Raw genomic sequence first — 19,289 nt, 5'->3', positions numbered from 1 at the left:
CGGCGATGAGGACGGGGCGGCTCCGGGTGCTGCTGGGCGCCGCCCCGGGCGTCGGCAAGACCTACGAGATGCTCGAGGAGGGCCGGCGCCTCCGCAGCGAGGGCCGCGACGTCGTCGTCGCCTTCGTCGAGACCCACGGCCGCGCCGCGACCGCCGCGATGGTCACCGGGCTCGAGGTCGTCCCGCGGACCACCCTCGAGCACCGCGGCGTGCGGCTCGACGAGCTGGACCTCGACGCCGTCCTCGCCCGGCGCCCCGGGATCGCCCTCGTCGACGAGCTCGCGCACACCAACGCGCCCGGCTCGGCCCACGAGAAGCGCTGGCAGGACGTCCGGACCCTCCTGGACGCCGGGATCGACGTCGTCTCCACCGTCAACATCCAGCACATCGAATCGCTCAACGACGTCGTCCAGCAGATCACCGGAGTCCCGCAGCGCGAGACGATCCCCGACGCGATCCTGCGCGGCGCCGACCAGATCGAGGTCGTCGACCTCGCCCCGCAGGCCCTCCGCGACCGGCTCGCGGCCGGCCGCGTCTACCCGTCCGAGCGGATCGACGCCGCCCTGTCGAACTACTTCCGGCTCGGCAACCTCACGGCGCTGCGCGAGCTCGCGCTGCTGTGGCTGGCCGACGAGGTCGACTCGGCGCTGAACGGCTACCGCGTCGAGCACGGCATCGACAGCACCTGGGAGGCGCGCGAGCGCGTCGTCGTCACCCTCACCGGCGGACCCGAGGGCGAGACCCTGCTCCGCCGCGGCGCCCGCATCGCCGCCCGCTCCTCCGGCGGCGAGCTGCTCGCCGTGCACGTCACCAGCCAGGACGGCCTGCGCGCCGCCCGCCCGGAGGTGCTCGCCGAGCAGCGCGCCCTCGTCGACACCCTCGGCGGCAGCTACCACCAGATCGTCGGCGAGGACGTGCCCCGCGCCCTCGTCGAGTTCGCCCGGTCCGTCAACGCCACCCAGCTCGTCCTCGGCGTCAGCCGCAGGAGCCGGCTCGCCGCCGCGCTCACCGGCCCCGGCATCGGCGCGACGGTCATCCGCGAGTCCGGGACGATCGACGTCCACATCGTCACCCACGCCTCGGCGGGCCGCTCGCCCGCGCTGCCCCGGCTCGGCGGAGCGCTGACGCTGAAGCGGCGCGTCCTCGGCCTGCTGCTCGCCCTCGTCGGCGGGCCGCTGCTCACCTGGCTGCTCGCCGCCTTCCGGAGCGACGAGTCGATCACCAGCGACGTCCTCGCCTACCAGGTCCTCGTCGTCCTGGTCGCCCTCGCCGGCGGCCTCGGGCCGGCACTGTTCGCCGCCGTGCTGTCCGGGCTCACCCTCGACTTCTTCTTCGTCGACCCGCTCTACACCGTCACGGTCGACGAGCCGCTGCACGCCCTCGCCCTCCTGCTCTACATCGCCAACGCGATCCTGGTCAGCGCCGTCGTGGACCGCGCCGCCCGCCGCGCCCGCACCGCCCGCCGGGCCGGCGCCGAGGCCGAGCTGCTCGCCACCATCGCCGGCGGCGTCATCCGCGGCCAGGACGCCCTGCAGGCGATCCTCGAGCGCGCCCGCGAGGCCTTCGGGCTGACCGGCGTCCGCCTGCTCCGCGGCTCCGAGCTCGTCGGCGCCGACGGCGAGCCCGGCGGCCAGCACGAGACCGTCCCCGTCGGCCGCACCGCCGTCCTCGAGCTGCACGGCCGCCCCGTCGGCGCGGGCGAGCGGCGCCTGCTCTCCGTCGTCGTCGCCCAGCTCGACGCCGCCCTCGAGCACGAGGACCTCAGCGAGACGGCCAGCGGCCTCGCCCCCCTCGCCGAGACCGACCGGGTGCGCAGCGCCCTGCTCTCGGCCGTCAGCCACGACCTGCGCCGGCCGCTCGCCGCCGCGACCGCCGCGATCAGCGGACTGCGCTCCACCGACATCGCCTGGAGCGCCGCGGACCGCGCGGAGCTCCTCGCCACCGCCGACGAGAGCCTCGGCACCCTCGCGGACCTCGTCACGAACCTCCTCGACGTCACCCGGCTGCAGGCCGGGGTGCTCGCCGTCTCCCTCGCCCCCGTCGACCCTTCGGACGTCGTCCTCCCCGCGATCGACGAGCTCGGCCTCGGACCGGCGGAGCTCGACCTCGACCTCGACCTCGACCTGCCGCCGGCGCTCGCCGACGCGGGCCTGCTCCAGCGCGTGGTGGTGAACCTGCTCGCCAACGCCGTCCGGCACTCCCCGGCCGGCCGGCGCGTGCGGATCTCGACCAGCGGCTTCGCCGGCACGCTCCAGATCCGGGTCGCCGACCACGGACCGGGCATCGCCCCCGAGCGCCGGGCCGACGTCTTCGTCCCGTTCCAGCGCCTCGGTGACACCGACAACACCACCGGCCTCGGCCTCGGCCTCGCCCTGTCCAAGGGCTTCACCGAGGGGATGGGCGGCACGCTCGACACCGAGGACACCCCCGGCGGCGGGCTGACCATGGTCGTCACCCTCCCGCTCGCGCCGCCGCCGACCGCTTCCGCGCCCGCACCGACGCCCCGGGAGGGAGACCGATGAGGGTCCTCCTCGCCGACGACGACGCGCAGCTGCTGCGCGCCCTCCGGATCACCCTCGGCGCCCGCGGCTACCACGTCGTCACGGCCGAGGACGGCACCAGCGCCCTCGCGCTCGCCGCCGAGCGGCGTCCCGACCTCGTCGTGCTCGACCTCGGCCTGCCCGGGCTCGACGGCCTCGACGTGATCCGCGGACTGCGCGGCTGGAGCACCGCGCCGATCCTCGTCGTCTCCGGCCGCACCGGCGCCGCCGACACGATCGACGCCCTCGACGCCGGCGCCGACGACTACGTCACCAAGCCCTTCGCGATGGACGAGCTGCTCGCCCGCCTCCGCGCCCTCACCCGGCGGCTCGGCACGCAGGAGACCGGCTCGCTGGTCGTCCTCGGCGACCACGTCGTCGACCTCACCGCGCGGGCCGTCACCCGGCGCACCGGCGACGGCCCGACCGCGGTCCGGCTCACCCCCACCGAGTGGCGCGTGCTGGAGCTGCTCGTGCGGAACCCCGGCCGGCTCGTCACCCGGCAGACCCTGCTGCACGAGATCTGGGGACCGAGCCACAGCACGGACACCGGCTACCTCCGCCTCTACCTCGCCCAGCTGAGGAAGAAGCTCGAGCCCGAGCCGGCCCGCCCCCGCCACCTGCTCACGGAGTCGGGGATGGGCTACCGCTTCGTCCCCGGCGACGGCCCGGACTCCGGCTGAGCACGCGCGGCGCCGTCGCACTTCGGCTCTCGCCATCGATACAGCACTGCGTGTACTGTGGCCGCGTGACCGACACCGCGACCGTGACCGTGACCCACTCCGCCGCCCTCGCGCGCCTGGGCTCCGCTCTCGCGGACGAGACCCGGGCGCGGATCCTGCTCGCACTGCGCGAGGCGCCGGCCGTCCCCTCCGATCTGGCGGACGCGCTCGGCGTGTCCCGGCAGGTGATGTCCAACCAGCTCGCCTGCCTGCGCGGCTGCGGACTCGTCGAGGCCGTCAAGGACGGCCGCTACACCTGGTACCGCCTGGCCGAGACCCGCCTGGCCGGCGCGCTCGACGACCTGCTGCGCCTGGTCCTCGTGGTCGACCCGGACTGCTGCTCCGGTACGGACTGCCACTGCGCATGAGCGCCCTCCCGCTCCGCGCCCCGCTCGCCCCGGCCCGCCGCCGCGTCCTGCAGCGGCGCATCCGCTGGATCGTCGCGGCGACCATCGGCTACAACGTCGTCGAGGCGGTCGTCGCCCTCGCGGCCGGAACGGTCGCGTCCTCCAGCGCGCTCGTCGGATTCGGCCTCGACTCCGTCGTCGAGGTGCTCTCGGCGGCCGCCGTGGCCTGGCAGTTCTCCGGCCGCGATCCGCACGCCCGCGAGCGCACGGCCCTGCGCGTGATCGCCCTGTCCTTCCTCGGCCTGGCCGCCTTCGTCGCGGTCGACTCCGTCCACGCCCTGCTCGGCTTCTCGGAGGCGCAGCACTCCCCCGTCGGCATCGTGCTCGCAGCCGTCAGCCTGCTCGTGATGCCGGCCTTCTCCCTGGTCGAGCGGCGCACCGGCGAGGAGCTCGGCTCCGCCTCCGCCGTGGCCGACTCGAAGCAGACCCTGCTCTGCTCCTACCTCTCCGCCGCCGTCCTCGTCGGCCTGCTGCTCACCAGCACCCTCGGCTGGACCTGGGCCGACCCGGTCGCCGGTCTCGCCATCGCCGCCTTCGCCGTCCGCGAGGGCCTCGAGGCGTGGCGGGGCGACGCCTGCACGCAGCCGGTCGCCGCCCTCACCGCCGAGAGCACCGCCTCCTGCACCTGCTGCTGACCACCCGTGCGGACCAGGACCGGCCGGCGCGCGCATTCCCATGCTGATCGAGTAGCCCGCGAAGCGGGCGTATCGAGCGGAGGGGGCGCCTCCGGCGCCAGTGCAGGACGGGGAAGAGACCGACGTCCCCGCGGTGGGCGGGTCTCGATACGCCCCTCCGGGGCTACTCGACCAGCATTTTTGCGGGCGTCTCTTCCAAGTAGATCCACCCCGGCAAGGACCTGGGCCGCAGCACACCCGCCTCACCCACCCGAGCCCGGGGCTTCCTGCACATCCTGCGTCCGGCGCTGAGAACGTCCATATCTCCGCGGATCCGGCCGACTCCCACCCGTCGCCGGTGCGACCATGACCGTGGGAGGCCCTGATGCGTGACGCGGTGCTGGTCGTGGAGGACGACGTCGAGATGGGGGAGCTCCTCGTGCGAGGTCTCACCGGCGACGGCTACGACGTCGACCTGTTCCCCGACGGCATCGGTGCGCTGAACGCGGCGCGCGGCACCGACTACGCGGCGGCCGTCCTGGACGTGATGCTTCCCGGCATGAGCGGCTTCGAGATCTGCCGGCACCTGCGCGCGACCGGCGCCACGCTCCCGGTGATCATGCTCACCGCCCGCGACGCGCTGCAGGACCGGGTCTTCGGCCTCGATGCCGGCGCCGACGACTACCTCGCGAAGCCGTTCCACTTCGAGGAGCTCTCCGCCCGCCTGCGGGCGATGATCCGCCGCGAGCGCCTGACGAACCGCGCCCCGGTCGTGCTCGGCGATCTCCGGGTGGACCCCTACACGCACACCGCCTCCGTCGACGGGTCCGTGCTGCCGTTGAGCCCGAAGGAGTTCGGGGTGCTCCGCGCGCTCGCAGCGCGGGCCGGCGACTTCGTGCCGCGGGGGGAGATCCTGCTCGAGGTCTGGGGCTCCGCGGAGTTCGTCGACCACAACATCGCGGAGCAGTACGTCAGCTACCTCCGCCGCAAGCTCGCTGCCGGCGGGGCGTCGGTCGAGATCACCACCCGGCGCGGTGCGGGCTACCGCCTCGAAGTGAAGCCGTGAGCTGGCGGTCGCTGTCGATCCGCGTGCGGATCACGGTGTCGAGCCTGCTGGTCGCGATGCTGTTCTTCGGCGTCGTCGCGGTCATCGTCCGCGAGCAGCTCGATCACATCCTCGACGCCTCCACGATCGAGCTCGTCCGCTCGGGAGCGTCGCAGGCGCTGATCGAGGAGAGCCGCGACACCGCCGAGGCGGTCGTAGGCGGTGTCAGCACCACCCTGCTGATCGCCCTGGCGATCCTGTTCGTCGCGTTCGCCGCCACCTCCTGGCTCCTCGTCGGCCTCGCGCTGCGCCCCGTCGGCCGGATGCGCGCGATCGCCGACCGGCTGCGCCACGGCCGCTCCACCGAGCTCCTCCCTGTCGGGCCCGCCCGCGACGAGCTCTCCGACCTCGCCGCGACCCTGAACGCGCTGATCGCGGATCTGCGGGAGTCGGCGGACCGGGAGCGGCGGCTCGTCGCCGACGCGAGCCACGAGCTGCGGACCCCCCTCGCTGCCCTGCGCACCCGCCTCGAGCTCGCCGAGCGCGTCCGCGACGATCCGGCGGCGCTCTACGCCGACGTCGTCGACGCGCGCCGCTCGATCGACCGCCTCCAGTCCCTGACCGACGGGCTGCTGATCCTCTCCAGGATCGACGCCGGCACCGTCGCCGGCGACGCCTCCTCGGCGGCCCTGCGCGAGGAGGTCGCCGACAGCGTCGACCGCGCCCGGATGCTCGCCCGCGACCGGGATCTCGCGATCGACTTCGTCGCCCCCGCCTCGATCACCGCAGCCCGCTACCCGGTCTCCCCGACCGACTTCGGCCGCATCCTGGACAACCTGCTCGCGAACGCCGTCACCGCGACGCCCGACGGCGGCAGCGTCACCGCGACCCTCGTCGAGCGCGCCGACGAGATCGTCCTCTCCGTCGACGACGACGGCCCGGGCGTCCCCGACGCGTTCCTCGCCGTCGCGACCGACCGCTTCACCCGCCCGGACGACGCCCGCTCCCGGGAGGGCGGCGCCGGCCTGGGCCTCGCCATCGTCGCCGGGCTCAGCCGGGCCGCCGGCGGACAGTTCACGATCCGCAACCTCGCCCCCCACGGCCTCGGTGTCGAGATCCGACTCCCCACGACGCATCCCGACCACACCCCTCCCAAGGAGAACCGATGATCGACCCCCAATCCCTCCTCGACGGCGCCGGCCCCTGGGCGATCGCCCTGGTCTGCCTGATCGCCTTCGTCGAGACGGGCCTGCTGATCGGGTTCTTCCTCCCCGGCGACACCCTCCTCTTCTTCACCGGAGTCTTCGTCGCGACCGGCGTGATCTCCCTCCCGGTGCCGCTGGTGATCCTGATGGTCGCCGCGTCCGCGTTCCTGGGCGATCAGCTCGGGTTCGTCATCGGCCGCGAGACCGGCCCGCGGATCTTCGAGCGCAAGGACAGCGGCCTGTTCAGCCGCTCGAGCGTCGCCCGCACCCAGAAGTTCTTCGACCGCTTCGGCGGCTGGGCGGTCACCATCGCCCGCTTCGTCCCGGTCGTCCGCACCTTCGCCCCCGTCGCGGCCGGCGTCGGGAAGATGCACTACGCCCACTTCGTCGGCTTCAACGCCCTCGGCGCGGCCGTCTGGTCCACCGGCGTCATCCTGCTCGGCTTCTTCCTCGGGCGGATCCCCGGCGTCGCGGACTTCGTGGGGAAGTACATCGACATCGTCCTCGTCGGCATCGTCGTGATCAGCCTCGCCGGGATCGCGCTCACCTACTGGCGGCAGAAGAACCGCGCCCGCCGCGACGCCGCCTGACCGCGGTCGTCAGACGGTCGGCGCCGGTGCGGCCGCGCGTGGCCGACGGCCGACCGCGATCACGGCGACCAGCAGCAGGAACACCGCCAGAGCGGCGAGCGTGACCGGGCCCGTCCCCAGGCCGAGCCCGCTGCGGCTCACCGGGTCCGCGAGCCAGTCGCACACCGACGCACCGAGCGGCCGGGTGACGACGTAGGCGGACCAGAACGCGAGGACCGCAGTCATCCCCGCGAACCGGTGCGCGACGGCCGGCACCGCGATGATCAGCGCGAACAGGACCGCGGAGGGCAGGTAGCCGAACCCGAGGGTCGACGCGGTCAGGTCGCCTGCTGCGGTGCCGAGCGCGAACGTCCCGGAGACGGCGAGCCAGTAGAACAGGGCCCGGCGCGGCGTCGTGATCGAGTGGATCGACAGCGTCCGCTCCATCCGCCACCACACGGCGAAGACTGCGGCGAGAGCCACCGCGAACCCGAGGGTGGAGACGAGGTAGGGGACGCCGGCGACGACGTGCAGCACGTCGGCGGCCATCGTGCCGAAGACGCTCACCATCAGCACGGCCAGCCAGTACACCCAGGGGAGGTACCGGCGGACCGCGAACTGCAGCCCGAGGGCCGCGAGGAACGCGAGCCCGGTCGCGACGACCACTATCACGGGGTCGAACGCGGTCGCGAGGAAGTCCGACGCCGTCTCGCCCATCCCGGTGGTCAGCACCTTCAGGATCCAGAACAGCGCCGTCGCCTCGGGCACCGTGGAGGCGCCGTACCGCCCGGCGAGGAGGCGGCGCGGGTCGGGACGGGACCGGAGGCGCGGGGCGGCGAGGTGCGTCATCCCGCCATGCTCGACGACCGCGGCGGCGTGCCCGCTGTGCCCTCGGCCGTCGTCGTTGAAGATGTGTACAGCGCCCACCCGCCCCCGGACCGGCGCGCTGTCAGCGCCGTTGCCAGCGGATCGGCCGAGCCGGAAGGAGCCGACGGATGACCGGCGCCGTGGACGCTGCTGCCGTGATCCTCGCCGTCGCCGTGTGCGGGGCGGTCTCGATCGCCGCACTCCGCACGTTCGGAGTCGTCTCGTTCGCGCGGCCGGCGCTGGCGATCCTCCGTGGGGCTGTTCAGCTCGGGGTGCTCGCGGTGATCCTCTCGGGAGTCATCGCGGACCTCCACTGGGTCCTGCTCTTCCTGGCCGTCATGTTCGGTGCCGCGGTGCTCACCGCGGCCGGTCGCCTCGGCCGCACCCGGCGCACGGTCCTCGCCGTCACCGCGGCGATGGCGGCCGGGGTCGCGGTGAGCGCCGGGATCGTCTTCGGGCTCGGGGCCGTCCCGTTCACCGGCCGCTACGTCCTCGCGGTCGGCGGGATCCTCCTCGGCGGCGCGATGACCGTCGCGACCGTCACCGGTCGAGCGCTGGCCGCGACGCTCGCCGACCGCTGGGATCAGGTCGAGGGCTGGCTGGCTCTCGGCGCGCGGCCGCGGCAGGCCACGCTCGGCCTGGCGCGGGAGGCGGCCTGGACCGGGCTCGTGCCGCTGACCGACCAGACGAGGACCACGGGTCTCGTCGTCCTGCCCGGTGCGTTCATCGGCGCCGTCTTCGGCGGACTCTCGCCGGTGGCGGCGGGCGTCTTCCAGATCGTCGTGCTCGCCGGCCTGGTCGCGTCCGGGTCGGTCGTAGCCGTCGTCCTTCTCGTAGTCCTTCGCGGCGATCTGGTGAAGCCTCGGCCCTGACGGGGCATCAGCCGAGTGAGCGTCGCTGGTCGACCCGCCGCCAGAGGGGCGGCGGTGACGACACGCGCTCGGTGTGCAGCCGGACCGCGAGCGGCGCCCAGACGATCAGCGCTACGCCGGCGCCCAGGAGCAGCCCGCCGACGGTGTCGGAGATCCAGTGCGCACCGAGGTACGTGCGGCTGAGCATCATCGCCACCGTGTAGAAGGCACCGGCGATCCGGACCCACCACAGCGGGAAGACGATCGCGAGGACCACCGCGGTCGTGGCGGCGTTCGCGCTGTGGCCGGAGGGGAACGAGCCGAAGTCGGCGTTCACGAGGATCTCCAGCGGCCGCGGACGCCCCACCGCGTTCTTGAGGATCTGCACCAGCAGCCCACTCAGCGGCGCGGCGATCGCGAAGTACGTCGCCGCCCACCGACCCCGCCAGACCAGCAGCGCCGCGAACACGACGAGCGGGACCACGATCGTGCCGACGATCCCGCCGCCGAGGCTGTTCATCACCAGCGACGGCACCAGCCAGAACGTGGACCGGTGCTCGACGACCTCGTTCATCCACGCGGTGTCGAACCCGAACGGCTTGTCGTGCTCGCGGTAGAAGATCAGCGCGGCCAGGAGTCCGGTGAGCAGCACCGCGAGGCCCGCCGAGATCAGCGGCCAGCGCCGCGCCGCCCGATAGGCGATCGCACCGTCTGTCGCGGGTTCCCGGTTCGGCATCAGTGTCGTCCTCGTCTCTCGACGCGGAGCGCGCCGAAGGAAATACACGCTACGAACGCGCGGCCTGTGGTGGCGGAGGATTCCCCCGCATCCGTTGTGAAACCACAGAGCCTCGGCTCCTCGGCTCGGTGCCGACCCGATCGCGTTCGGGAGCTTCTGGTCGTTGTGAGCGAACACAACGCAGCAGGGCGCATCCCGAGCCGCCGCCCCCGTCCCGGCTGGGACTCCGCGGGCATGGACACGTCAACGACGACGACCCGCTTCCCGGTGCACCGGCTGCTCAGCAAGGTCCCCGAGGTCACGATCTGGTTCTGGATCATCAAGATCCTCTGCACCACCGTCGGCGAGAGCTTCGCGAGGCGCTCTACTGGCTCACCGTCCTCGTCACCTTCGCGCTCGGCACCGCCCTCGGCGACTGGACCCTCGAGCTCACCGGCTGGGGCCCCGGCGTCTCGATCCTCCTGCCCCTCGCCCTGATCGCGGGAGCGGGCACGGCCGGAAGCCCGGCCGTCCGCAGGGGACCGGGGCGGTCTGCAGCGGCGGTCCCCTCGGCCGGAGTGTGCGGAGGAGGACACGGCTGAGCGCCCGCCTCTACACTCGCAGCAGGGCGTGTCGAGGATGACGCGCACCGACGGAACGAGTGCCCCCATGGACGTGGACGTCGCGCAGCAGCGCTCCCGCGAGACCGGCGCCCCGGCGTCGACGCCCGAGGGCGCCCGCCCGCTCACGACCTTCGCCGTCCGTCACAGGAGCGGACTCGACGTCGCCTTCCTCCTCGACGGCACCGACGGCGACTTCCAGATCGGCATGGGAGCCGCCTCGGAGGACTTCCGGAGCGTCCTCACCATCGGCGTGGATCAGCAGCGCGGCCGGTTGCGGGCCGTGTCGGAGTGGATGCTCGACGGCCGCAGCGTCCACGTCCCGGTCCGGATCCTGTACCGCTCGCCCACCGCGATCCTCGTCGAGGCCGAGCACCTGCCGCTGGAGCGCCGCCCCGCCTCGCTGAAGTGCTGGTCGTTCCTGCGCCGGCGGTCCGTCGACCACTGCGCCGAGGTCCTCGCCTGCGTGTCGCCGGAGCTGGCCGGCCTCCCCGCGATCAGGTTCGTAACCGACCCGAGGACGACGGCGACCCGCTGACCGCCCGGAGATCCCGACCAATCCGCCGCGGCCGCCGCTGCGAACAGCATCAGGACGTCCTGGTCCCGCAGGGCGGTGCCGAACCCGATGAGGCTCCGCCCTGCAACGCCGGACGCGCCCCTCAGGCGCCGGAGTCAGGCGAAGTCGGCCGTGTCGCCAACGAGGCGGGTGTTCTCGGCGGGGATCGGCTCGACCGCCGCGAGGGCGACCTCGGCCGCGAACTCGCCGACGTTGTAGAGCTTCCCCGCCGATTCGCGACGCGAGCTGATCGCCCCGGGGTTCGAGCGCTCGAGCAGCGTCGCGGTGATGGTGCCCTCGATCATGTCGCCGGAGACGACCACGAACTCGACACCGCGCTCGGTCAGCGCCGGGATCCGCTCGCGCAGGGCGTCCTCGCCCGCGCGCTTGGACAGCGCGACCGGCTCGTACTCCGGCATGGTCGGCGTGGTCCGGATGAAGTGCGCCTGGTGGCTGGTGACGAAGACGATGCGCGAGCCCTCGCCGAGCAGCGGCAGCGCCGCCTCGAGCGTGGCGACCTGCGAGTCGCGGTTGAGGACCATCGCGTAGTCATCGCCCATGTTGCTCTCCATGCCGCCGGAGGCGTTCAGCACGAGCACGTCGAGCCCGCCGAGCTTCTCCTCGATCTCCGCGAACAGCGCGGTCCGCGACTCCGCGTCGGTGAGGTCGGCGCCCACGGCGAAGGCGGAGCCGCCCGCGGCGGTGATCTGGTCGACGAGCTTCGTCGCGCGCGGCGCCTTCGAGCGGTAGTTGACGACGACGCTCGCGCCGGCCTCGGCGAAGTAGCGGACGGTGTCGGCGCCGATGCCGCGCGAGGAGCCGGTGACGAGGACGCGCTTGCCGTCGAGCGAGCCGGGAGCGAGGGGGTTGGACACGAGGAGATCCTCCAGGACGCCGGCGCAGGAGCCGGATCGGGCACGGGTGACGGGCCCACGGCCCGACGCAGGAGCCTACCAAGCCGCCGCCGCCGGCGCCGGTCCCGCGCCGCCCACTCCCCTCCCAGCCCCCCTTGCTACCGTTGACTCCCGTGCTCGTAAGGGGAAGGAGCACCGCATGGACGCAGTGACTCAGTACGCCTGGATCCTCTGGATCGCCCTCATCCTGATCTTCGTGATCGTCGAGATGATCACTCTCGAGTTCACCTTCCTGATGCTCGCGGTCGGCAGCATCGGCGGCCTCGCGACCGGCCTCGCCGGCGCCCCGTTCTGGGTGCAGGTCCCGGTCGCCGCGGTCCTCGCCGTGCTGCTGCTCTTCCTGGTCAGGCCCCCGCTGCTGCGGCTGCTCAAGCGCGGCGGCGACCCCACGCCGACCGGAGCCGACGCGCTGCTCGGCCTCGCCGGCAGCGTCGTCATCGCGGCGCCCGGCCCGGGCCAGGTGAAGCTCGTCAACGGCGAGACGTGGACGCTCAAGCTGTCCCCGCTCGTCGAATCCCGTCCGCTCGGTCTCGGCGAACGTGTCGTCGTCACCGCCATCGAGGGCGCGACCGCGGTCGTCGTCCCCGCCGAAAGGAGCTCCTCGTGAACACCGCAGCAGTCGTGACCACGGTGATCATCGCGGTCATCGTGCTCTTCGCCCTGGTGGTGCTGTTCAAGGCCATCCGCATCGTCCCGCAGGCCACGGCCGGGGTCGTCGAGCGCCTGGGCAAGTACCACCGCACCCTCCTCCCGGGCCTCAACCTGGTGATCCCCTTCATCGACCGGGTCCGCCCGTCCGTCGATCTGCGCGAGCAGGTCGTCTCCTTCCCGCCGCAGCCCGTCATCACCGAGGACAACCTGGTCGTCTCGATCGACACGGTCGTCTACTTCCAGGTGACCGACGCCCGGGCCGCGACCTACGAGATCGCCAACTACCTCGGCGCCGTCGAGCAGCTCACCACCACCACGCTCCGCAACGTGGTCGGCGGGCTGAACCTGGAGGAGGCGCTGACCTCCCGCGACAACATCAACGGCCAGCTGCGCATCGTCCTCGACGAGGCCACCGGCAAGTGGGGCATCCGCGTCGGACGCGTCGAGCTCAAGGCGATCGACCCGCCGATCTCCATCCAGGACTCGATGGAGAAGCAGATGCGCGCCGAGCGCGACCGCCGTGCGGTGATCCTCACCGCCGAGGGCACGAAGCAGTCGCAGATCCTGAACGCGGAGGGACACCGCCAGGCGGCGATCCTCGCGGCCGAGGGTGACGCGAAGGCCGCGGTCCTCCGCGCCGAGGGTGAGGCGAAGGCGATCACCACCGTCTTCTCCGCCATCCACGAGGGCCGCCCGGACAACGAGCTGCTCGCCTACGAGTACCTGCAGATGCTGCCCAAGATCGCCGAGGGCAGCGCCAACAAGCTCTGGATCGTGCCGAGCGAGCTCACGGAGGCGCTCAAGGGCATGGGTCAGGCGTTCGGCAAGAACTCGCCGACCCGCCCGGAGCGCGAGCAGGACGGCTCGGGGATGACTCCCCCGGCCCCGTCCTTCTAGGGCTCCTCTGCCATGACGACCACGCGGCCGCCGTTCCTCTCGGGACGGCGGCCGCGCGTCATCGCCCACCGCGGCTTCGCGCCGGGCGGTGAGGGGAACACGCTGGAGTCCTTCGAGCGCGCCCTCGCCGCGGGCGCGGACCTGCTCGAGACCGACGTCCGCGCCTCGCTCGACGGCGTCGCGGTGCTCGTGCACGACGAGGAGGTCGCGGACGAGCGCGGTGTCCGCCATCGGATCGAGACCACCCGCTGGGAGGAGCTGGCCGATCTCGTCCTGCCCTCCGGGGAGAGGCTGCTCCCCCTCGTCGAGGCGCTCCGCCTGCTCCCGCACGCCCGCTTCAACATGGACGTCAAGGCGAGGACCGCCGTCGTCCCGGTGGTCGAGGCGGTCCGGGCAGCAGCTGCGCGGGACCGCGTGCTGATCACCTCCTTCTCGGAGTCGCGGCGCCGCGCGGCCGTGCGACGGCTCCCGGGGGTCGCGACCTCCGCCTCCGCGCCCCGCTTCGTCGCCGCCCTCGTCGGCGCGCACCTCGGGTCCCCGTCCCTCGTCCGGCGGGCGCTCCGCGGCATCGACGCCCTCCAGGTCCCCGAGCGCGCGGCCGGACTGCGGGTCACCGCGCCCCGGATCCTCGCGCGACTGCGGATCACCGGAGCCGAGATCCACCTCTGGACGATCAACGATCCGCGGCGGATGCGCGCCCTCCTCGACCTCGGCGTCGACGGCCTCGTGACCGACCGGACCGACCTCGCCCGCACCGCCGTGGACGATGCTTCAGGCCGCGACGACGGCCCCTCCGATCACGCCGGAGAAGGCCGGTTCACCTGACGATCCTCTGGCAAACGGAGGCCTCCCCGGACCACCCCCAGGTCCGCGGTCGACACTTGTCGGAGCACAGCGAGAGGAGACCACACAATGGCAGATCGAAGCTTGCGCGGGATGAGGCTCGGCTCACAGAGCCTGCAGAGCGAAGAAGGCGTCGTCTTCTCACCGCGATCGACGTTCACGTACCACTGCTCGGATTGCGGCCACGACACCGACATGGTGTTCTCGGCCGACGCCGAAGCGCCCGAGACCTGGGAGTGCCGCAACTGCGGCCACGAGGCCGTGCTGCTGGTGGATTCGAAGCCCGTCGTCGTCGACCGGGGCGAGCAGAAGGCACCGCGCACCCACTGGGACATGCTGCTGGAGCGCCGCACCCGTGCGGAACTCGAGGAGCTGCTCGAGGAGCGCCTCGCCTACCTCCGCGCCCGTCGCGGAGAGCACAAGATCGGCGCATAGCGCCCCAGGGTCCTGCTCGGCCGGCGTCCTCGCCGGCCGGCGGACCCTTCTTCGTGCCCGGACGCGCTTAGCGCGCTAGCGCCGACGCCGCGGCGTGCGCGTCCGCAGCACGAACGACACCAGCCCGATGAGACTCGCGGCGAGGAAGTACCAGCCGAGGTTCCGGGCCCACACCAGAGCCGGGGTCGTGACCGAGGCGAGCGGCACCTCGTCCACCATCGCACCCGGCTCGAACCACTCCAGCGAGTCGATCGTCGACCCGTCCGGCGCGATGATGGCGCTCGTGCCGACCGTCGAGATGTTGACCACGCTGCGGCCCGTCTCGATCGCCCGCAGCCGCGCGATCGCCAGCTGCTGGACGCTCTCGTCCGTCCGCCCGAAGTCGGCGTTGTTGGTCTGCGCGAGCACCAGCTGCGCCCCGCCGTCGACCATGGCGTTCGTCAGCGAGTCGTCCGAGATGTCGAAGCAGATCGCGATGCCCGCCAGGATCCCGTTGATGTCGAAGACATTCGAGCGGGTGCCGATCGAGTAGTCGCGGCTGACCAGGTCCACGAGGTCGGGCGCGAACATCCGCCAGAAGGCGCGGTCCGGCATGTACTCGGCGAACGGCACCGGGTGCACCTTGTCGTAGATCTGGGTCGCGCCCTCCCCCGCCTTCCAGAGCAGCGAGCTGTTGTAGAAGACGTCGTCGGAGGGGTTCGTGATCGTCCCGACGATGAAGGGCGCGTCCATCCGGCTGCTGAGGTAATCGAGGACGGCGGCCGACTGCGCGTTCCGCGTCGGATCGACGTCGACGCCGTTCTCCGGCCAGACCACCATGTCGACGTCCTCGTCGATGATCGGCAGCGTGGCGGAGGTGTGGTCCTCGAGGATCTGCCCGCGGTAGCTCTGCGAGAACAGACCTGCGTCGGAGTCGCCCTGCACCGCGGCGATCCGCGTCGTCCCCTCGGTCGGCGCGGGCCAGGCCGGGAAGACGAGCGCCACGATGGAGAAGCCGGCGACGACGGCCGCGCGGCCCGAGGCCGGAACCGACGTCGTCCGCACCGCCTGCGCCAGCGTCGCCGCGAGGAACGCGACCACGAAGCTCAGTCCGGAGAAGCCGACCCAGGCGGCGAGGTCCGCGAGCGGCCCCGTCGACTGCGAGAGCGCGAGCCGCCCCCAGGCGAACCCGCCGTACGGCCACTGGATCGTGATCGTCTCGCGCCCCACCCAGAGCGCAGCGACCAGCGCGGGCAGCCCGATCATCCGGCCGAGCGGCCCCGCCCAGACCCGCTGCCCCCGCGTCAGCAGCATCGCCGTCAGGCCGGAGGAGAGCGCGAAGAAGATCGCCTGCAGCCCGGCCAGCGCCGCCCACGGCACGAGGCCGAGGTAGAGCGTCAGCCACTGGATGTGCACACCCCAGAAGACCGCGCCGCCGACCAGGCCGACCAGCGCACCGCTCAAGAAGCCGCGGCCGGCCAGCGCGAACAGGATCGCGGCGGTGCCGACGATCGCGAGCGGCCAGACGTCGGAGTCGGGGAAGCCGCGGTCGAGGGTCGCCCCGCCGAGGGCCGCGAGCGGGATCGCCAGCCACAGCGGTGCCGTGCGCCCGGTGGGCGCCGAGATCACCGCCCTCATGCGACCGTCGAGTAGGCGACGATGCCGTGCCGGACGAGCTCGAGCGCGGCACGGGCGGCGCGCCCGACCTTGCCCTCGGCCACCAGCGAGAGCTGGTCGAGCAGGTCGATCGTCTGCTTCGCCCAGCGGACGAAGTCGCCGGCGGCCATGTCGGACTCGCGGAGGACCGCGTCGAGCGGCATCCCGCGCGCCCACATGTTCATCGGCAGCGCCAGGCTGGTGGAGATCGGGTTGCTGCCCGGGAGCCGGTGGTCGCGCTCGACGTCGTCGAGCTTCGCCCACAGCAGCTGCGTCTTCTCGAGCGCCTCGGGGAAGGTGCCGCGCGGGAGGTGCTTCTCACCGAGGGTGCCCTCCTCGCGGCGGGGCTCGAAGACCAGGCAGCACGCCATCGCGGCGAGACCGGCCGGGTCGAGCTCGGTCCAGGCCTGCTTGCGCAGGCACTCCGCCACGAGCAGGTCGCGGTCGCCGTAGATGCGCTTGAGCGTCCGGCCGTTCGGGGTGAGGGACAGCTCGCCTGCCTCGTCGAGCCGGAAGTAGCCGAGCTCCCTCAGCACGTCCGTGATCCGGTCGAAGATGCGGGCGACCGCGCCGGTGCGCGAGCGGATCTGACGCTCGATCTCGTCGGTCTCCTTGCGCAGCTTCCACCAGCGCTCCGCCCAGCGGGCGTGCTGCTCGCGATCCGAGCACGCGTGACAGGGGTGCGCCTTCATCCGGCGGCGCAGATCGCTGAGCTGCCCCTGCCGCTTCTCGCGCTCGCTGTGCGATGCGGACTCGCCGCGGACGGCGCCGCGGCGCTCCAGCTCGCCGATCTCGCGGCGGATCGCGGCGTACTGCTCGAAGTCGCCGAGGTGGCACTGCATCGCGGTGACGTACCCCTCGAGCGAGGTCTCCTGCTGCCGGACGCGACGCGCCAGGTCGACGACGGAGCGGTCCGCCTGGAACTGCGCGAACGAGGACTCGAGGATCTCGCGCGTGCGCGCCCGGCCGAACTGGTCGATCAGGTTGGCCGCCATGTTGTAGCTGGGCCGGAAGGAGGAGTTCAGCGGGTAGGTGCGGCGCGAGGCGAGCGAGGCGACGGCCTGAGGGTTCATCCCGCCGCGCCACTGGATCACCGAGTGGCCCTCGACGTCGATCCCGCGGCGGCCGGCGCGACCGGTCAGCTGGGTGTACTCGCCCGGGGTGATCGGCACCCGGGATTCGCCGTTGAACTTCTCGAGCTTCTCGAGCACGACGGTGCGAGCGGGCATGTTGATGCCGAGCGCGAGCGTCTCGGTGGCGAAGACCACGCGGACCAGGCGGCGGAGGAACAGCTCCTCGACGACCTCCTTGAACGCGGGCAGCATGCCGGCGTGGTGCGCCGCGACGCCGCGTTGCAGCCCGTCGAGCCACTCCCAGTAGCCGAGGACCGCGAGGTCCTCGTCGCGGATCGTCCGGCAGCGCTCCTCGACGATCGCGCGGATCTCGTCGCGCTCGTGCCGCTCGGTGAGCCGGACGCCCGAGCGCAGCACCTGGCGGACGGCCTGGTCGCAGCCGTTGCGGCTGAAGACGAAGAAGATGGCCGGCAGCAGGTTCTTGCCGCGCAGGATCTCGACCACCTCGGAGCGCGGGACGAGGTCCTCGGTGCGGGTCTCATGGAAGCGACCGCCGCCACCACCCCGGCCGCGACCGGAGCCGCGACCGCCGCGCTCGACGCGGGTGCCGCCCTGCGCGAGGCGCGCCAGCTCGGGATTGACGCGGTTGGTCGCCGCGCGCCCGGACGAGTCGAAGAGGTCGAGCAGCTTGCCGCCGACGAGGACGTGCTGGTCGAGCGGCACCGGCCGCTCCTCCGAGACGATGACCTCGGTCTCGCCGCGGACGGTCTGCAGCCAGTCGCCGAACTCCTCGGCGTTCGACACGGTCGCGCTGAGCGACACCAGCCGGACCGACTGCGGGAGGTGGATGATGACCTCCTCCCAGACCGCGCCGCGGAAGCGGTCGGCGAGGTAGTGCACCTCGTCCATCACGACGTAGGCGAGGTCGCGGAGCAGGTCGGAGTCCGCGTAGAGCATGTTGCGGAGCACCTCGGTCGTCATCACGACGATCCGGGCGCGCGCGTTGACGTTCGAGTCGCCGGTGAGCAGGCCGACCTCGGACGCTCCGTAGTCCTCGACGAACTCCTGGAACTTCTGGTTGCTGAGCGCCTTCATCGGCGTCGTGTAGAAGACCTTGGCGTTCGGATCCTGCATCGCCAGGTGGATGGCGAACTCGGCGACCGCCGTCTTGCCGGCGCCGGTCGGTGCGGCGACGAGGACGCTCCGCCCGTCGTCGAGCGCGCTGCAGGCCTCGTACTGGAAGGGGTCGAGGTCGAACGCGAGGGTCGAGCGGAACGCCTCGACCCTCGCGTGGCCCTGTCGTGTGCGGAACGCCGCGAAGCGCTCGGCGGGAGTGGCGCCGGTCACGCCGGCAGGTCGGAGGGACTGCCGTCGAAGACGATCTGCCGCTTGGCGACGCGCCTGTCGTGCAGGATCGCGATGCCGCAGGCGGCGAAGAACAGGATCGTGATCGGGATCGCCAGCAGGAACATCGAGATCGGGTCCGCCGCCGGGGTGGCGATGGCCGTGAAGAGCACGATCACCATGATGGCGACACGCCACGACTTGATCATCAGCGAGCCGGGCAGGATGCCGACGAAGTTCAGCAGCACCAGGAAGACCGGCAGCACGAAGGCGATGCCGACGACCAGCACGAGCTTGAGCACGAAGTCGTAGTACGTCTTCGCGCTGAGCACGCTCGCCGCGTCCGAGCCGGTGAAGCTCGTCAGCAGCTCGACGATGTGCGGGAAGACGAACCAGCCCGAGGCGCAGCCCGCGAAGAACAGCGGGATCGCGGTGAGGATGAAGCCGAGGCCGTAGCGGACCTCCTTGCCGGTCAGACCGGGGACGAGGAACGCCCAGATCTGGAACAGCCAGACCGGGCTCGCGATCACGATGCCGATGGTCATCGCGATCTGGAGCTTGAGGTCGAACGCGCCGGTGATCGTCTCGAAGTTGAGGACCGCGGTCTTGTTCTGATCGCGGGCGACCTCGGCGATCGGGGCCTTGAGGGCCTCGAGCACCCAGTCCGAGAGGAACCAGCCGGCGACGCAGCAGACCGCGATCGCGATCGCCGCGATGAAGAGCCGGTTGCGAAGCTCGATCAGGTGGGACCCGAGGGACATGCGTCCCTCGGGGTTCTTCCCCGCT

19 protein-coding genes are annotated in these 19,289 nt (G+C 72.4%); 13 read left to right on the top strand and 6 right to left on the bottom strand.

Annotated features, from left to right (window positions below):
* Nucleotides 1-5 precede the first annotated feature (5 nt).
* The 7 genes from MT353_RS10035 (at nt 6) to MT353_RS10005 (ending at nt 7,123) form a co-directional block, all read left to right on the top strand.
* Complete coding sequence (locus MT353_RS10035; RefSeq protein WP_243624303.1) at nt 6-2,522, top strand: ATP-binding protein; 2,517 nt, start codon at nt 6-8, stop codon at nt 2,520-2,522.
* On the top strand, nt 2,519-3,223 hold the full coding sequence (locus MT353_RS10030; protein ID WP_243624302.1) for a response regulator: 705 nt from the start codon (nt 2,519-2,521) through the stop codon (nt 3,221-3,223). Before MT353_RS10035 ends, MT353_RS10030 begins: the two co-directional genes overlap by 4 nt.
* 65 nt (nt 3,224-3,288) lie before the next feature.
* Nucleotides 3,289-3,630 (top strand): helix-turn-helix transcriptional regulator, encoded by a 342-nt coding sequence (locus tag MT353_RS10025; RefSeq protein WP_243616273.1) that lies wholly within the window; start codon nt 3,289-3,291, stop codon nt 3,628-3,630.
* Nucleotides 3,627-4,304: a cation diffusion facilitator family transporter gene (locus tag MT353_RS10020; RefSeq protein WP_243616272.1), complete on the top strand. Its 678-nt coding sequence runs from the start codon at nt 3,627-3,629 to the stop codon at nt 4,302-4,304. The genes MT353_RS10025 and MT353_RS10020 overlap by 4 nt, the downstream gene beginning before the upstream one ends.
* 364 nt (nt 4,305-4,668) lie before the next feature.
* Nucleotides 4,669-5,349 (top strand): response regulator transcription factor, encoded by a 681-nt coding sequence (locus MT353_RS10015; RefSeq protein ID WP_243616271.1) that lies wholly within the window; start codon nt 4,669-4,671, stop codon nt 5,347-5,349.
* A complete protein-coding gene (locus MT353_RS10010) occupies nt 5,346-6,497 on the top strand; it encodes a HAMP domain-containing sensor histidine kinase (RefSeq protein WP_243616270.1) in 1,152 nt (383 codons plus the stop codon). Before MT353_RS10015 ends, MT353_RS10010 begins: the two co-directional genes overlap by 4 nt.
* The gene (locus MT353_RS10005) at nt 6,494-7,123 is read left to right on the top strand and encodes a DedA family protein (RefSeq protein WP_243600025.1); all 630 of its coding nucleotides are present in this window, start codon (nt 6,494-6,496) and stop codon (nt 7,121-7,123) included. The genes MT353_RS10010 and MT353_RS10005 overlap by 4 nt, the downstream gene beginning before the upstream one ends.
* Nucleotides 7,124-7,132: 9 nt before the next feature.
* Here MT353_RS10005 and MT353_RS10000 read toward each other — a convergent pair whose 3' ends face one another.
* Complete coding sequence (locus tag MT353_RS10000) at nt 7,133-7,951, bottom strand: hypothetical protein (protein ID WP_243616269.1); 819 nt, start codon at nt 7,949-7,951, stop codon at nt 7,133-7,135.
* A gap of 146 nt (nt 7,952-8,097) precedes the next feature.
* Here MT353_RS10000 and MT353_RS09995 point away from each other — a divergent pair, with 146 nt between their 5' ends.
* Nucleotides 8,098-8,841 carry an ABC transporter permease gene (locus MT353_RS09995; protein ID WP_243600024.1) on the top strand — a complete coding sequence of 248 codons (744 nt, stop codon included), beginning with the start codon at nt 8,098-8,100 and terminating at the stop codon, nt 8,839-8,841.
* Between the two features lie 7 nt (nt 8,842-8,848).
* Here MT353_RS09995 and MT353_RS09990 read toward each other — a convergent pair whose 3' ends face one another.
* Nucleotides 8,849-9,556, bottom strand: a complete 708-nt coding sequence (locus tag MT353_RS09990; RefSeq protein WP_243600023.1) for a phosphatase PAP2 family protein — start codon at nt 9,554-9,556, stop codon at nt 8,849-8,851.
* Between the two features lie 648 nt (nt 9,557-10,204).
* Between MT353_RS09990 and MT353_RS09985 the strand changes: the two genes are divergently transcribed.
* Entirely contained in the window at nt 10,205-10,693 is a 489-nt protein-coding gene (locus MT353_RS09985; RefSeq protein WP_243624301.1) for a hypothetical protein, read from the top strand.
* A gap of 134 nt (nt 10,694-10,827) precedes the next feature.
* Here MT353_RS09985 and MT353_RS09980 read toward each other — a convergent pair whose 3' ends face one another.
* Nucleotides 10,828-11,586 (bottom strand): SDR family oxidoreductase, encoded by a 759-nt coding sequence (locus tag MT353_RS09980; protein ID WP_243624300.1) that lies wholly within the window; start codon nt 11,584-11,586, stop codon nt 10,828-10,830.
* A gap of 178 nt (nt 11,587-11,764) precedes the next feature.
* On the opposite strand from MT353_RS09980, the gene MT353_RS09975 reads away from it, so the two are divergent.
* The 4 genes from MT353_RS09975 to MT353_RS09960 all read left to right on the top strand — a co-directional run bounded on the left by MT353_RS09975 (nt 11,765) and on the right by MT353_RS09960 (nt 14,451).
* Nucleotides 11,765-12,232 (top strand): NfeD family protein, encoded by a 468-nt coding sequence (locus MT353_RS09975; protein WP_243624299.1) that lies wholly within the window; start codon nt 11,765-11,767, stop codon nt 12,230-12,232.
* Between the two features lie 23 nt (nt 12,233-12,255).
* Nucleotides 12,256-13,173 carry an SPFH domain-containing protein gene (locus MT353_RS09970; RefSeq protein WP_372487865.1) on the top strand — a complete coding sequence of 306 codons (918 nt, stop codon included), beginning with the start codon at nt 12,256-12,258 and terminating at the stop codon, nt 13,171-13,173.
* A gap of 12 nt (nt 13,174-13,185) precedes the next feature.
* Nucleotides 13,186-13,998 (top strand): glycerophosphodiester phosphodiesterase family protein, encoded by an 813-nt coding sequence (locus MT353_RS09965; protein WP_243624298.1) that lies wholly within the window; start codon nt 13,186-13,188, stop codon nt 13,996-13,998.
* Between the two features lie 87 nt (nt 13,999-14,085).
* Nucleotides 14,086-14,451 (top strand): RNA polymerase-binding protein RbpA, encoded by a 366-nt coding sequence (locus MT353_RS09960; protein WP_123446336.1) that lies wholly within the window; start codon nt 14,086-14,088, stop codon nt 14,449-14,451.
* Nucleotides 14,452-14,526: 75 nt separating this feature from the next.
* On the opposite strand, the gene lnt is transcribed toward MT353_RS09960, so the two are convergent.
* Genes lnt through tatC form a run of 3 tightly spaced genes read right to left on the bottom strand, consistent with a single transcriptional unit; the run spans nt 14,527 to nt 19,264 of the window.
* Entirely contained in the window at nt 14,527-16,068 is a 1,542-nt protein-coding gene (gene lnt / locus MT353_RS09955) for an apolipoprotein N-acyltransferase (protein ID WP_279400664.1), read from the bottom strand.
* Nucleotides 16,065-18,506, bottom strand: coding sequence for an RNA helicase (locus MT353_RS09950; RefSeq protein WP_132436206.1), 2,442 nt, complete (start codon nt 18,504-18,506; stop codon nt 16,065-16,067). The genes lnt and MT353_RS09950 overlap by 4 nt, the downstream gene beginning before the upstream one ends.
* Nucleotides 18,503-19,264, bottom strand: coding sequence for a twin-arginine translocase subunit TatC (gene tatC / locus MT353_RS09945; protein WP_123704207.1), 762 nt, complete (start codon nt 19,262-19,264; stop codon nt 18,503-18,505). Before tatC ends, MT353_RS09950 begins: the two co-directional genes overlap by 4 nt.
* Nucleotides 19,265-19,289: the final 25 nt, after the last annotated feature.

The sequence above is a fragment of the Rathayibacter sp. VKM Ac-2927 genome (assembly GCF_022815525.1).
GTDB lineage: Bacteria > Actinomycetota > Actinomycetes > Actinomycetales > Microbacteriaceae > Rathayibacter > Rathayibacter festucae.
The sequence above is the reverse complement of the archived record's forward strand: the minus strand, read 5'-3'. Positions and strand labels throughout refer to the sequence as shown.